General features: G+C 68.4%; 11 protein-coding genes and 2 tRNA genes. 5 read left to right on the top strand and 8 right to left on the bottom strand.

The window, feature by feature from the left end; all coding sequences use genetic code 11:
• Positions 1 to 255: 255 nt before the first annotated feature.
• Positions 256 to 328, bottom strand: a tRNA-Ala gene (locus ACTMVF_RS01465).
• A gap of 182 nt (positions 329 to 510) precedes the next feature.
• On the opposite strand from ACTMVF_RS01465, the gene ACTMVF_RS01460 reads away from it, so the two are divergent.
• The gene (locus ACTMVF_RS01460; RefSeq protein WP_062707807.1) at positions 511 to 1,059 is read left to right on the top strand and encodes a helix-turn-helix domain-containing protein; all 549 of its coding nucleotides are present in this window, start codon (positions 511 to 513) and stop codon (positions 1,057 to 1,059) included.
• A gap of 328 nt (positions 1,060 to 1,387) precedes the next feature.
• A complete protein-coding gene (locus ACTMVF_RS01455) occupies positions 1,388 to 3,181 on the top strand; it encodes a protein kinase domain-containing protein (protein ID WP_441269093.1) in 1,794 nt (597 codons plus the stop codon).
• A 138-nt stretch (positions 3,182 to 3,319) separates the two neighbouring features.
• Here the strand turns inward: ACTMVF_RS01455 and ACTMVF_RS01450 are convergent, their stop codons facing one another.
• Positions 3,320 to 4,615, bottom strand: a complete 1,296-nt coding sequence (locus ACTMVF_RS01450; protein WP_441269092.1) for a hypothetical protein — start codon at positions 4,613 to 4,615, stop codon at positions 3,320 to 3,322.
• Positions 4,616 to 4,897: 282 nt separating this feature from the next.
• Positions 4,898 to 5,026, bottom strand: a complete 129-nt coding sequence (locus ACTMVF_RS01445) for a DLW-39 family protein (protein WP_003999697.1) — start codon at positions 5,024 to 5,026, stop codon at positions 4,898 to 4,900.
• Positions 5,027 to 5,362: 336 nt separating this feature from the next.
• Between ACTMVF_RS01445 and ACTMVF_RS01440 the strand changes: the two genes are divergently transcribed.
• On the top strand, positions 5,363 to 5,737 hold the full coding sequence (locus ACTMVF_RS01440) for a DUF6344 domain-containing protein (RefSeq protein ID WP_441269091.1): 375 nt from the start codon (positions 5,363 to 5,365) through the stop codon (positions 5,735 to 5,737).
• A 159-nt stretch (positions 5,738 to 5,896) separates the two neighbouring features.
• Here the strand turns inward: ACTMVF_RS01440 and ACTMVF_RS01435 are convergent, their stop codons facing one another.
• Complete coding sequence (locus ACTMVF_RS01435) at positions 5,897 to 6,640, bottom strand: AAA family ATPase (RefSeq protein ID WP_441269090.1); 744 nt, start codon at positions 6,638 to 6,640, stop codon at positions 5,897 to 5,899.
• Positions 6,641 to 6,938: 298 nt separating this feature from the next.
• Between ACTMVF_RS01435 and ACTMVF_RS01430 the strand changes: the two genes are divergently transcribed.
• Complete coding sequence (locus ACTMVF_RS01430; protein WP_441269089.1) at positions 6,939 to 7,346, top strand: hypothetical protein; 408 nt, start codon at positions 6,939 to 6,941, stop codon at positions 7,344 to 7,346.
• 441 nt (positions 7,347 to 7,787) lie between these two features.
• Entirely contained in the window at positions 7,788 to 8,054 is a 267-nt protein-coding gene (locus ACTMVF_RS01425) for a transposase (RefSeq protein ID WP_441269522.1), read from the top strand.
• 96 nt (positions 8,055 to 8,150) lie between these two features.
• Here the strand turns inward: ACTMVF_RS01425 and ACTMVF_RS01420 are convergent.
• From ACTMVF_RS01420 to gyrB, 4 genes are all read right to left on the bottom strand, one after another.
• Positions 8,151 to 8,227 (bottom strand) — tRNA-Ile (locus ACTMVF_RS01420).
• Positions 8,228 to 8,372: 145 nt separating this feature from the next.
• Positions 8,373 to 9,188, bottom strand: coding sequence for a DUF3566 domain-containing protein (locus ACTMVF_RS01415; RefSeq protein ID WP_441269088.1), 816 nt, complete (start codon positions 9,186 to 9,188; stop codon positions 8,373 to 8,375).
• A gap of 18 nt (positions 9,189 to 9,206) precedes the next feature.
• Positions 9,207 to 11,795 (bottom strand): DNA gyrase subunit A, encoded by a 2,589-nt coding sequence (gene gyrA, locus ACTMVF_RS01410; protein ID WP_441269087.1) that lies wholly within the window; start codon positions 11,793 to 11,795, stop codon positions 9,207 to 9,209.
• Positions 11,796 to 11,837: 42 nt separating this feature from the next.
• Complete coding sequence (gene gyrB / locus ACTMVF_RS01405; RefSeq protein ID WP_441269086.1) at positions 11,838 to 13,898, bottom strand: DNA topoisomerase (ATP-hydrolyzing) subunit B; 2,061 nt, start codon at positions 13,896 to 13,898, stop codon at positions 11,838 to 11,840.
• Between the last annotated feature and the right edge of the window lie 66 nt (positions 13,899 to 13,964).

The raw sequence follows: 13,964 nt of genomic DNA, 5'->3' as shown, positions 1-13,964 counted from the left end.
AGCGCATCTTTATGGTTACCCGCTCGCGTTCACACCAGCTCACGCCAGGCATAGGCACCGGAGCGCGCAACCTGGCGTCACGCAGGCGGCCCGTCCGTCCATTCCGCGCGCTGCATTCACTGCTCCCGTTTGCGCAAATATCCGCAACGGCGCCATCACGGGCCACGTGACACACGTCACCCAGTAAGGGTTCCCGGAGCCCTCGGAATGAAAAACCGGCCAGAGGCCGCGAGGGCGTCTGACCGGTCCGAGGTGTGGAGCCTAGGGGAGTCGAACCCCTGACATCTGCCATGCAAAGACAGCGCTCTACCAACTGAGCTAAGGCCCCGGAAGGGGAGCATCCCACCGGAAGAACCACGTACCGGCAGGTGCCGCAGACCAGAGTACCGGGTCGCCCCCCGTATCTCGCAAAAAGATTGGGGGTCCCGATGAACGACCACTCTCCGTAAGATGCTCGGCGTGGTTCGCTACAGCGAACCACGGTTTTTGGGGAAGCGATGGGGAGACGCAATGGACGCCGCACAGCAGGAAGCGACCGCAAGAGCGCGGGAACTGCAGCGGAACTGGTACGGGGAGCCGCTGGGGGCGCTCTTCCGTAAGCTCATCGACGATCTTGGTCTCAACCAGGCTCGTCTCGCGGGGGTACTGGGACTGTCCGCACCGATGCTGTCGCAGCTGATGAGCGGCCAGCGGGCGAAGATCGGCAATCCCGCCGTGGTCCAGCGGGTGCAGCTGCTGCAGGACCTGGCGGGGCAGGTCGCGGACGGCAGCGTGAGCGCGGCCGAGGCCACCGACCGCATGGAGGAGATCAAGAAGTCACAGGGGGGCTCGGTGCTCAGCAACACCACGCAGACGACAAGCAGTTCGGGGGCGCCGACGGTCAAGCGGGTGGTCCGTGAGATCCAGTCGCTGCTGCGCTCGGTAGCCGCTGCGGGGGACATCATCGAGGCCGCCGACACCCTCGCCCCCACCCACCCGGAACTGGCAGAGTTCCTTCGGGTGTACGGCGCCGGCCGCACCTCCGACGCGGTCACGCACTACCAGTCCCACCAGAACTGACCCCGAGGCCCGGTCGCCGAAGGGGGTTCGGCAGCCGGGCCGTCGGCCCAGGTTCTGGGCGGTCATGAGCAGGCCGTGCTGACCAGGCCGTGCGGTTCACCAGCGCGGCCACACGGGGGATCTGGGCGTTCACGGTGGGATCACGGCGGGGGCGTGTCTCTCACCGGGAAGGACGCGGGGGGGCAGGCGGCAATGGGGGAGCCCGCGAAAGGGTTCACGAAGGGCCGACGGGGGAGTCCGCAAAGAGAGGGGACAGCGAGGGGAGTCGTATCGCTCGTCGAGGGGGAAGCAAGGGGGGTAACCGAAGGGGGAGGAGCGACGCACAGCCATGGGTGAGGTCTTCGCCGGCCGGTACGAACTGGTCGACCCGATCGGACGCGGAGGCGTCGGCGCCGTCTGGCGCGCCTGGGATCACCGCCGCCGCCGGTATGTGGCCGCCAAGGTCCTGCAGCAGAGCGACGCGCACTCCCTGCTGCGGTTCGTCCGCGAACAGGCCCTCCGGATCGATCACCCCCATGTGCTCGCGCCCGCCAGCTGGGCTGCCGACGACGACAAAGTCCTGTTCACCATGGACCTGGTGGCCGGCGGTTCGCTGGTCCATCTCGTCGGGGACTACGGCCCCTTGCCGCCTTCCTTCGTCTGCACGCTTCTCGACCAGCTCCTCGCTGGTCTGGCCGCCGTGCACGCGGAGGGCGTCGTCCACCGCGACATCAAGCCCGCCAACCTGCTCCTCGAGGCCACCGGCACAGCTCGCCCGCGGCTGCGCCTGTCCGACTTCGGCATCGCCATGCGGCTGGGCGAACCCCGCCTGACCGAGACCAACCTCGTAGTGGGGACACCCGGTTATCTCGCCCCCGAGCAACTCATGGGTGCGGAACCGGACTTCCCCGCCGACCTGTTCGCCGTAGGACTGGTCGCGCTGTACCTGCTGGAGGGTGCCAAGCCGGACACCAAGGCGCTCGTCCAGTACTTCGCCGCGCACGGAACACCCGGTGCGCCCAAGGGAATTCCCGAACCGCTGTGGCAGGTCGTGGCCTCGCTGCTGCAGCCCGATCCGCAGGCGCGGTTCCGCACGGCCACCGGGGCCCGCAAGGCTCTCGCCTCGGCCGCCGAGCTCCTGCCGGAACCGGGCCCCGACGACGAGCTGATCGAGATCTTCGACCAACTCGGGCCGCTGCCACCGGGGTTCGAAGCAGGCGGGCCACTTAAACCGGCGCCAGGAGTCGACAGAGGCAGGGGTGGTGGCTCCCAGCAGTTCGGCACGGGCACCGCGGGTGTTGGTGTCACCGGGTCGGTGGGGCCGAGGGGTACCGGCGCCGTACGGTCCGGCACAGGATCCGTACCGACAGACTCCGGCTCCATGGCGACCGGCGCCGGCTCCACACCGCAGGGCTCTGGGGCCGGGAGGTCCGACGGACCCGGAGCCAGTCCCGGCCCCGGACCCGGCTCCGTATCGAGCGATCCACGGCACAGCGTGGCAGGGCCGATCCCGGCCTCGGAGTTCTCGGCCGCCCCCTCCACGCCCACCCCGCCCACACCCCGACCCGGTGCCCAGCCACCCCCCGCTGGGGAGCCTTCCCTCCCTTCGCAGCCCAGCGACCGGGACGCTCCTCTCACCATGTCGGACACCGGCAGCTTCCACCTGCCCCCGCCTGAGGCCACAGGCTCCTCCCCCAGGACTCAAACACCCCCACCACAGCCACATGCGGCACAGGCACCAGCCCATATGCAGGCACAGGCGCAGGCACAGGGTCGGAGACAGGCGGGGCAATCGCACCAAGGCGCGCAGCATCACTCCGCTCACATCTCCCCCTACGACAACACGCATGTCCTGTCCTCCCCTCACCCGCGAGCACCTCAGTACCCGGCTCAGCCCCCGACGCCGACGCAGCACCAGCACGTCGATGCCTCTACTGCTTCGTACACCGCTCAGAGCCCGCAGGTTCCACCTTCGGAGCCCTCAATTCGGCAGCCTCGCCGCCGCGGCGGCCACCGCGCCACCCGTCGCACCCCTCACGGCCTCGCACGACGGCCCGGCCCGCCCGCCAAGGTGACGGTCCCGCTCCTGCTGCTGGCGCTGGCCTGCTACGCCGTGGGTTTCTGGGCACTGACCCGCATCTGAGCCCGCTGCCGACGGCCAAGGCCCCGAGCGCAGCCCGAGTGGCCCAGTCAGCGCCCCGAGTCCTCGCGCCCCCGGACCCCGAATCGGCCATCCCGCCCCCGAGCCCGCCCCCAGCACCCTCCCGGCCAGGACTTCGCCCTACCAGGCCCCAACCCTCCGCCGAGCCACCACAGCCCACACCGCCAGCACCACCAGCACCAAAGTCCCCGTACCGATCCCGCTCACCGCGAGCACGGTCATCGCAGCGTCACCGCCATCCCCGGCCGCCCCTCCTCCCGCAGCCACCCACCGATCGCCTTCCGTGACCTGAAAGACATCCCCAGGCTCCGACTCCCCCGCATAGCCGGGCCCGGCCTCGGCCGCACCCTCCACCCGCACGCGCAACGTCAGCTGGAGCGGCCCGTCGCCGTACATCTCGGCCACATCGGCCGCTAGGTGCACGGCGAGGTAGTAGGAACCGGAGAACCGCATGCCTTTGAACCGTTTGGGAACGGCGTACCGGTTCTCGTACGCGACCGGCGGCAGTGGATCGAGTTCGACGCTCTCCTGGCTGCCGTTGTAGCTGGTGCTCGCATCGTCGACGAGGCCGCGCACGGGGTTGTAGAGCGCGAGGTTCAGCGCACCAGGCACATAGCCCTCGCGGCCATTCGAACCGCCCAGTTCGGCGATGACGGACAGCTGCCGGCCCCAGTCGAGCGGCACCTCGTAGAACAGCGTCCGGCCGGGCTCGATGCCGGAGTTCCAGACGCCCTGCCCTACGGGGGCCGCCGAGGCGAATCCGGAGCCGCCGGCGCGGCGCACGCCCTCGCCGGTGACGGGCTCCGGTGAGGTGGAGTCCCAGGCCTCGGGGGTGTTCGTAGCGCCGGCCTGCTTCAGGGGCGGTTCGGATGCGGCGAAGAGCTCCAGGTCCCAGGTGTCCGGCGCGGAATCCGCCGTACCGTCGCGCTCGACGGTCACGTAATAGGTGCCCGCGCCCTCGCAGCGAGGCCGCTTGGAGGAGACCTCGCGTGCGGCCCACGCCGTGATCGGGCGTGGGGTGTGGACGATGCCGAAGGTCTCGGTGCCGGAGGAGCAGGTACTGCCGTCGGCGTCCAGTACGAAGACCTTGATGCCGTCGCCCGCGGAGACGGAGGTGCCGGGGGCGGGGATGGCCGTCGCGGAGACGTACGCGTCGGAGGTGGCGTCGAGGTCGAGGCGGTAGTAGCTCTTCACGCCGCTCGGCAGGGAGCTCTTGTACGTCGTGCCGGGCACGAGGGGTGCGGCGTCGGCGGCGTCCGTCGCGCCGGCGACTGGCCGGGCGTCCGGAGCGATGGCGTAAGGGCTCGGCGTTCCGGCCGCGAGGGCGGGCCGGCCCGGCAGGGCGGCCGTCGTACACAGCAGCAGTGCGGCTACGACGGCCGTACGCGCGCGTGCCGAGCGATGTCCGCGCCTCATCCCCGCGCGACGCCACCGCGCCGTACGCCGCCGCCCCATTACGCGCCGCCCCTCGTCGTCACCTGACCATCGACCGTCGCCCATCCTGCCCAGCCCGGTCGCTCGTCACCCGCGCAATCCGTACGACCGTCCGAAACGCCCGGCTCTAGGACGTCCGCGCCGCTCCCGCAACTCGAAGGCTCGGTACTCCGTGAGAGGACTAGGGACGGCGAGAACGCGACGAGCACACAAAACCCCGACCGCGAGGGCGGCCGGGGTCTGTTCAGATTCCGCTGTGGTGACTCACGAACCCGTGGGCACGGAGTCAGTCGCCTCCGTCCACAGATCCTGCTCGGCGCGATCCGCCTGGATCTGGCGGTACACGAGGAGCCCGCCGATGGCGGCCAGTGCGACCAGGAGAAGCTTCTTCACCGCGCGACCTCGTCTTTCCTTGACGTAGGGGACCTCTGGCGCCCGACTATACACACCGACCGATATCGATCGGTGACCTGCGCCGGGGCTCAACTGCCGTCCGGTGGACCCCAGTAGAAGCGGGCGACGGCGCTGCGATCGGAGAGTGATGACACCTCGACAGATGGTGACTTTGCTCCGCTTCCTTCACTTCCAGCACTTTTCAGACCCGATGCGCCCATTCGAGTGGTGTTCATCTGAAGATCGGCGCTTCACGGGCGTCGGTCCATGACTTCTCGGCCCCCATACACATCATGAGGAAAGTACGCAAATCGCCCAACCCGAAAGTGAGGGGCCATGGCCCGGAACAAGGTCATGAACCTGTGGACCACCATCGTCACCGCCTTCCTCGCGCTGTGCACGGCGCTCGGATTCGTCACGACGACCGCCGCCGCGGCCGCACCGCACAAGGAGGCGGCGCGCAAGAGCGACAGCGAGCGTGACACCAGCACCCAGCTGACAGTGCCGGCGATGCCCCAGTGGGCTTGGTCCTACGCCAGAGCACTGCCCCCCACGATGAAGCAGCGCATCCGCGCCGAGGCGCACGGCAAGACCCCCAGCTGCCGCCACCGTCCGCTCACGGACACCGAAGCGGCCCCGTCCACCTCGGCCGTCGGCGCCTGCGACTCCGCCGCGCCCCCGGCGCAGCCCCTGGTCCCGCACCAGCGCTGAACCCACGGCTCGCTCCGAGCCGAAACCGCGTAACCCCGTTGTCCAGACCGCACCGCCACAACGAGCTTGCGTACACAGCACCGCTCAGAGTCAGTACCGCTCAAGCACAGCACCGCTCATACACAGCACCGCTCAGGACGCCGACCCCTATGACGTACCTCATCCCCCTTCGACGATGTGCCGGAGATAGGCCCAAGGGTCGTTGAGGTAACGCCGCCAGTGGTCGACGAGTTCCAGTCCCCGCCAGGTGGCGGGACGCATTCCGTGGTCGCCCACCTCGATGATCTCGGCGCCGGGCAGCGCCGTCAGCACGGGTGAGTGCGTGGCGCAGATGATCTGCGCGCCGGAACGCCCCAGTTCATGCAGCAGCCCGACGAGTTGAAGACAAGAAGCGAAGGACAGCGCGGCCTCGGGCTCGTCCAGGACGTACAGCCCCGGCTCCTGGAACCGCTCTCGGAAGGCCATCAGAAAGCCTTCGCCGTGGCTCATCTCGTCCGCGGCCCCGGACAGCCGCCCCGTCTCCTGCTCCCGGCCCAGCGCTTCGAGCGCGGTCTCGGCCCGCAGGAAGAAGCCTCTACGGCGTGTGCGCGGCCCGCGCAGCATGCGGCGGCCGGCCGCCGTCGCCTCGAACCGTATCCGCCCGCCCAACGCCGACGGCTCACGCCCACTGGCGTACCGGTAGCCCGCGGATCCGCCCCAGGAGTCCAGGCCGAACCCCTCCGCCAGCGCCTCGACGAGCGTCGACTTGCCCGAGCCGTTCTCCCCCACCAGGAACGTGACCGGCGCGGTGAACTTCAGGCCGTCGTCCAGCAGCTGCCGCACGCACGGCACCGACCACGGCCACTGGCTCTCCTCACCCAGCTCGCCCTCGGCAACATGCGCGTATGCCCGTTCGACGATCATGCCGCCAGGCTCTCATCCGGCACTGACAATCGTGCATGCGAAAGACCTCCGGTCCGTGTGAACTGGCGGTCCTTTCACTGGTGGGGCCCTTTCACTGGTGGGGCCAACGACAGTCAGCCACGTCGACGGGTTCGTCGGCCGGTCATAAGTGGTCTGAAGAACCTGCAACTGGCGGGCACGGGGCTCAACTTGGTGCGGAAGACGCTGGCAGCTCTACACTCACAGCGTCACAGCTGAATAATCGTCAAAGAAAGCAACTACCTTGCGCAAAGCACGAATAGCCACTGTCCTCGGTGGTATGGCCGCCGCGACCTTGCTCACGATCGGCAACGCCTCGGCCGTCCACTTCGAGATCGACGAGGCCGACGCCACGCCGTTTGACGGGAGTGTTCCGTCCGCCATGGCGTGCGCCCACAACTCCGTGGGGAGTGGCTGCTTCCGCGAGGTCGGGGACTGGTTCGAGGTCGTCGACGAGAAGAAGGACGGTCACGCGACCCTCGTTGCCTGGCGCAGCGTCTACCCCCAGAGCCAGGCGACCATTCGGCAAGGAACCATCTGGAACACCGCCGGCTTCCAGACGTATCGGTGGCAGAACAAGGATCTCCCCGAGGGATACATCCTCGAGATCCGGGTCTGCGCCGGCGAGTGGCACAACAAGCATGTCATCGACAGCACCTGCAGCGCATGGAAGACAACCAAATCCTGAATCCACCCACGGCAAGCCATCAGCCGGGAACGGCGCCTCCCTCGGCCCCGGTGTCGGCCGATCCCCCGCCGGAGGCATCGAGGCATCGTTCTGACGTCGCCGCTCCGGTGCGGTGCTCGCCTCGTGCCCCTCGACCCCCGGCCCTCGACCCGACCATATGCGGCGGCACGTACGCCGACCGGGCTGGAACGGGGCGGAGACAGACGCGTAGCCCCGGCCGGGGGGGCGGTCGGGGCCTCCGCGGGGAGCGGAGCAAAACGCCTTGCAGAGCGACGGGAGCCGCAGGAACTAGAGAGGAAGATCATCGGTGGGCTTCTCTCGCACCTTCGACAGCCTCCTGAAGCGAGCCGGCGCCCGCCGCATCACGGTCCCGCTCGCCCCGCCACACCTGCGGCACCCTCCTGGCCTTCCTGAAGGCCCACCCAATGACCGGAGCTTGGCATCCAGCTCGGCGCTCGGACACTGGCCGAGATCGGGGACGACCGGGGCCGCTTCGCCGCCGCCCGCAGGCGCAAGGCCTACGCAGGCTCCCCACCCGTCACCAGTGCGTCTGGCAATGGCGAGACGAGCATCACCCACCAGCGCGTCAAGAACGACCGTCTCAACCACGCCGGATACCTACGGGCACTCTCCACACGGCGGGCATGTGTTGCGGCCAATGCCTTCGCGAGCACGAGCTGTTCGACGAGGACATGGATGGCCCGCTGATCGGCCGACCGCAGCCGTTCACCGCCGTTGGCGTCAGGTGGTGTCAACCGGTGATGTCAAAAGGCCCCCGGACCGATGGTCCGGGGGCCTTTTCGCTGGTGGGGCTAACAGGATTTGAACCTGTGGCCTCATCCTTATCAGGGATGCGCTCTAACCAACTGAGCTATAGCCCCGCCGCGCTCTGCGGTGTGTGTCCCGCGCGCTGACTCTTGAAGATTAGCGCACGACATGGGCAGTCCCAAAATCGGTTGTCGGGGGACCGTCAGGAGAGGTTTGAAACCGTCTCCGACGGCAACCGTCATCCGGCCTCGGTCACCCTCACTCGTCCTCCGCCAGCGTCAGCTCGACGCCGCCCACGAAGCCTGCGGAGAGGTTGTAGATGAACGCGCCGAGCGTCGCCAGCGCCGTCGCGAGGACGACGTCGATGACCGCGATGATCGACGTGAACATCAGCACGTGCGGCAGCGACAGGAAGGACTGCAGGTCGAAGCCGTTCGACTCGTTCGAGCCGGTCGCCTCGGAGATCGTGCCGCCCACCGTCGAGAAGACGCCCATCGCGTCCATGACCATCCAGAGCACCGCGGACGCGACGATGGTGCAGATGCCCAGCGCGATGGAGAGCAGGAAGCTGACCTTCATGACCGACCACGGGTCGGCCTTGGCCACGCGCAGGCGCGCCTTGCGGGTGCGGGGCGTCGTACTCGCTCCCGTGCGCGGCCGGCGTGCGGTGCTCGCCGGAGCGGGCGTCTGGTAGGCCTGCGGCGGGTGGTAGGGCCCGGCTGGCTGCTGCTCCTGCCGTTCCCCGGGCAGCGGTGACGCCGACGGTGCGGAGGCCGCCTGCGGCGCCCCTGTGGGCGCCGGCTGGGGCTGCGGCTGGGCGCCCGGACCGGCCGAGCCCGCGCCGGCCGCGTACTGCTGGGGCTGCGAGCCTCGGGTGTCCGTCACGGGTCCCCCCTGGGATCCAGGCGCGCCTGACGAGGGCGAGTCCTTCGCGGGCGACTTGATCGCCTTCAGCTGGGTGGTGTGCGTGTCCGCCGCACGCGCGGCGGAGCCACGGCCGCCGCCGTCCGTGTCCTTGCCGGCCGTAGAACCGGTCGAGGTACCGGACGATCCGGCGCCCGTGGCTCCGCTCACGATGACTCTCTCCTCGTGCTACTCGGCCGAGGGTGCCTCACCCTCGTCCGTGCCGGTGGTCGCGGCACCCTCGGCGGTCTCGTCGACGGCCACATCGCCGTCGACCTCCTCCGCCTCGCGTCCCGCCTCGGCGTTACGAGCGATACCGACCACGGCATCGCGCTTGCCCAGGTTGATCAGTTGGACGCCCATGGTGTCACGGCCCGTCTCCCTGACCTCGTTGACTCGCGTACGAATCACACCGCCGCCCAGCGTGATGGCGAGGATCTCATCGGTCTCCTCGACCACCAGCGCCCCGACGAGCGAACCGCGGTCCTCCACGATCTTGGCGGCCTTGATACCGAGGCCGCCGCGTCCCTGGACGCGGTACTCGTCGACAGGGGTCCGCTTCGCGTACCCACCGTCGGTGGCAGTGAACACGAACGTACCGGTTCGAACAACATTCATCGAGAGCAGCTCGTCTCCCTCGCGGAAGCTCATGCCCTTGACACCGGAGGTGGCACGGCCCATGGGGCGCAGCGACTCGTCCGTGGCCGTGAACCTGATCGACTGTGCCTTTTTGCTGATCAGAAGCAGATCGTCGTCGGGCGAGACGAGCTCGGCGCCGATCAGTTCGTCGTCTGAACCGTCCTCGCGCTCACGCAAGTTGATCGCGATCACGCCGCCGGAGCGGGGCGAATCGTAATCCTTCAGCGGCGTCTTCTTCACAAGTCCGGCCTTCGTGGCGAGCACCAGGTAGGGCGCCGCCTCGTAGTCGCGGATCGCGAGGATCTCGGCGATCGCCTCGTCCGGCTGGAAGGCCAGCAGGTTGGCGACGTGCTGGCCGCGCGCCTCACGTCCGGCGTCCGGCAGCTCGTACGCCTTCGCCCGGTAGACGCGGCCCTTGTTGGTGAAGAACAGCAGCCAGTGGTGCGTGGTCGAGACGAAGAAGTGGTCGACGATGTCGTCTTCCTTCAGCTTCGTGCCGCGTACGCCCTTGCCGCCGCGCTTCTGCGCGCGGTAGTCGACGGTCTTGGTCCGCTTGACGTAACCGCCGCGCGAGACCGTGACGACGATGTCCTCCTCGGCGATCAGGTCCTCGATGGACATGTCGCCGTCGTAGGGCACCAGCATGGTCTTGCGGTCGTCGCCGTACTTCTCGACGATCGCGGCGAGTTCCGCGCTGACGATGCCGCGCTGGCGGACCGGCGAGGCCAGGATCTCGTTGTACTCGGTGATCTTCGCCTGGAGTTCGTCGTGCTCCTGGACGATCTTCTGGCGCTCCAGGGCGGCCAGTCGGCGCAGCTGCATCTCGAGGATGGCGTTGGCCTGGATCTCGTCGATCTCCAGGAGGTCCATCAGGCCCGTGCGCGCGATGTCGACGGTGTCGCTGCGCCGGATCAGCGCGATGACCTCGTCGATGGCGTCCAGGGCCTTCAGCAGGCCGCGCAGGATGTGCGCCCGCTCCTCGGCCTTGCGCAGACGGAAGCGCGTACGGCGGACGATGACCTCGATCTGGTGCGTCACCCAGTGGCGGATGAACGCGTCCAGGGAGAGGGTGCGCGGGACGCCGTCGACGAGCGCCAGCATGTTGGCGCCGAAGTTCGTCTGCAGGTCCGTGTGCTTGTAGAGGTTGTTCAGGACGACCTTGGCGACCCCGTCGCGCTTCAGCACGATGACCAGGCGCTGGCCGGTGCGGGACGACGTCTCGTCACGAACGTCCGCGATGCCGCCGATCTTGCCGTCCTTCACCAGGTCGGCGATCTTCTGCGCGAGGTTGTCGGGGTTGACCTGGTACGGCAGCTCCGTGACCACCAGGCACTGGCGGTTCTGGATCTCCTCGACCTCGACGACCGCGCGCATGGTGATCGAACCGCGGCCGGTCCGGTACGCCTCTTCGATGCCCTTGCGGCCCACCACCAGAGCGCCGGTCGGGAAGTCGGGGCCCTTGATGCGCTCCATGAGCGCGTCCAGGAGCTCCTCGTGCGAGACCTCGGGGTTCTCCAGGTACCACTGGGCACCGGCCGCGACCTCGCGCAGATTGTGCGGCGGGATGTTGGTCGCCATACCGACCGCGATACCGGCAGAGCCGTTGATCAGCAGGTTCGGGAAGCGGGCCGGCAGGACGGTCGGCTCCTGGGAGCGGCCGTCGTAGTTGTCCGTGAAGTCGACGGTCTCCTCGTCGATGTCACGGACCATCTCCATCGACAGCGGCGCCATCTTGCACTCGGTGTAGCGCATCGCCGCCGCCGGGTCGTTGCCCGGGGAGCCGAAGTTGCCGTTGGAGTCCACCAGCGGCATCCGCATCGACCACGGCTGGGCGAGGCGAACCAGCGCGTCGTAGATAGAACTGTCGCCGTGGGGGTGGTAGTTACCCATGACGTCGCCGACCACGCGCGCGCACTTGTAGAAGCCGCGCTCGGGGCGGTAGCCGCCGTCGTACATCGCGTACAGCACGCGGCGGTGGACGGGCTTGAGGCCGTCGCGGACGTCCGGCAGCGCACGCGAGACGATGACGGACATCGCGTAGTCGAGGTACGAGCGCTGCATCTCCGTCTCGAGCCCGACGGGCTCGACACGCAGGGTCTGTCCCTCGTCAGGAGTGACGGGAGTGTTCTCGTCGGTCATTGCTGGTGAAGGTCCTTCCTGGTGCGGTCAGCTGAGACCGACTCAGATGTCGAGGAAGCGGACGTCCTTGGCGTTGCGCTGGATGAACTGGCGGCGGGCCTCGACGTCCTCGCCCATCAGGACCGAGAACAGGTCGTCGGCCTGGGCGGCGTCGTCGAGGGTGACCTGGCCGAGGACGCGGTGCTCCTGGTCCATCGTGGTCACGCGCAGCTCCTCGGCGTTCATCTCGCCGAGACCCTTGAAGCGCTGGATGGAGTCCTCGCGGACGCGCTTGCCGCGCTGACGGCCCATCTCGATCAGCGCGTCACGCTCACGGTCCGAGTACGCGTACTCGACGTCGTCCCGGCCCCACTTGATCTTGTACAGCGGGGGACGGGAGAGGTACACGTGCCCGGCCTCGACCAGCGGCCGCATGAAACGGAACAGGAAGGTCAGCAGCAGCGTGCTGATGTGCTGGCCGTCGACGTCGGCGTCCGCCATCAGGATGATCTTGTGATAGCGGAGCTTCTCGATGTCGAAGTCCTCGTGCACGCCCGTGCCGAAGGCGGAGATCAGCGCCTGGATCTCCTGGTTCTGCAGGATCTTGTCGATCCGCGCCTTCTCGACGTTGAGGATCTTGCCTCGGATCGGGAGGATCGCCTGGTACTCGGGGTTGCGGCCGGACTTGGCCGAGCCGCCGGCGGAGTCACCCTCGACGATGAAGATCTCGCACTTGGTGGGGTCGTTCGACTGGCAGTCGGAGAGCTTGCCCGGCAGGGACGCCGTCTCCAGCAGGCCCTTACGACGCGTCAGGTCACGGGCCTTGCGCGCCGCCACGCGCGCGGTGGCCGCCTGGATGCCCTTGCGGACGATGTCCGCCGCCTCGTTCGGGTTGCGGTCCAGCCAGTCGTTGAGGTGCTCGTAGACCGCCTTCTGCACGAAGGTCTTCGCCTCCGTGTTGCCCAGCTTGGTCTTCGTCTGCCCCTCGAACTGCGGCTCGCTCAGCTTCACCGAGATGATCGCGGTCAGACCCTCGCGGATGTCGTCACCCGTGAGGTTGTCGTCCTTCTCGCGCAGCAGCTTCTTGTCGCGCGCGTACTTGTTGATCAGCGAGGTCAGCGCGGCGCGGAAGCCCTCTTCGTGCGTACCGCCCTCGTGGGTGTGGATGATGTTCGCGAAGGAGTACACACCCTCGCTGTAGCCGCTGTTCCACTGCATCGCGACCTCGAGGGACAGGCTCTTGTCCTTGTCCTCGGCCTCCAGGTCGATGACGGTGGGGTGCACCACGTCTCCCTTGCGGGAGTTGAGGTACTTCACGAAGTCGACGATGCCGCCCTCGTAGTGGTACGTGACGGTCTTGACCTCGGCCTTCTCGTCGGCACCCGCCTCGTCCGCCCCTGAGGTGGCCTTCGCCGACTCGCGCTCGTCAGTGAGTTTGATCGTCAAACCCTTGTTGAGGAACGCCATCTCCTGGAAGCGCCGCGAGAGCGTCTCGAAGGAGTACTCGGTGGTCTCGAAGATGTCGCCGTCGGCCCAGAAGGTGACCGACGTGCCGGTCTCCTCGGTGGCCTCGTGCTGGGCCAGCGGCGCCGTGGGGACGCCCATCTTGTAGTCCTGCGTCCAGCGGTGGCCGTCGGTCCTGACCTCGACGGCGACCTTCGAGGACAGCGCGTTCACGACGGATACACCCACGCCGTGCAGACCACCGGAGACCGCATAGCCGCCGCCGCCGAACTTGCCGCCCGCGTGCAGCACGGTCAGCACGACCTCGAGGGCCGGCTTGCCCTCGGAGGGCACGATGCCGACCGGGATGCCACGGCCGTTGTCGACGACGCGCACGCCGCCGTCGGCGAGGATCGTGACCTCGATGGTGTCCGCGTGGCCGGCCAGCGCCTCGTCGACGGAGTTGTCGACCACCTCGTACACGAGGTGGTGCAGCCCTCGCTCACCGGTCGAGCCGATGTACATGCCGGGTCGCTTGCGGACCGCGTCCAGACCCTCGAGGACGGTGATGGCGCTGGCGTCGTACGAGGCGGTGACCTCGCCGTTCGACGGGGTCACCGCGCCGTTGGCGCCGGCGTCGGTGGACGGGATGTTCTCGTTGGGGTTGCCGGAATCGGCCACGAAGCGCCCTTTCTGGCACAGCACGAGCCAGGCTCGTCGGCGGGTTGCCGGAGCGGCTGCGGCATG

The sequence above is a fragment of the Streptomyces sp. SD31 genome, from assembly GCF_052068475.1.
GTDB lineage: Bacteria > Actinomycetota > Actinomycetes > Streptomycetales > Streptomycetaceae > Streptomyces.
Note: the sequence above shows the minus strand (reverse complement) of the source record. Positions and strands in the feature narration are given on the sequence as shown.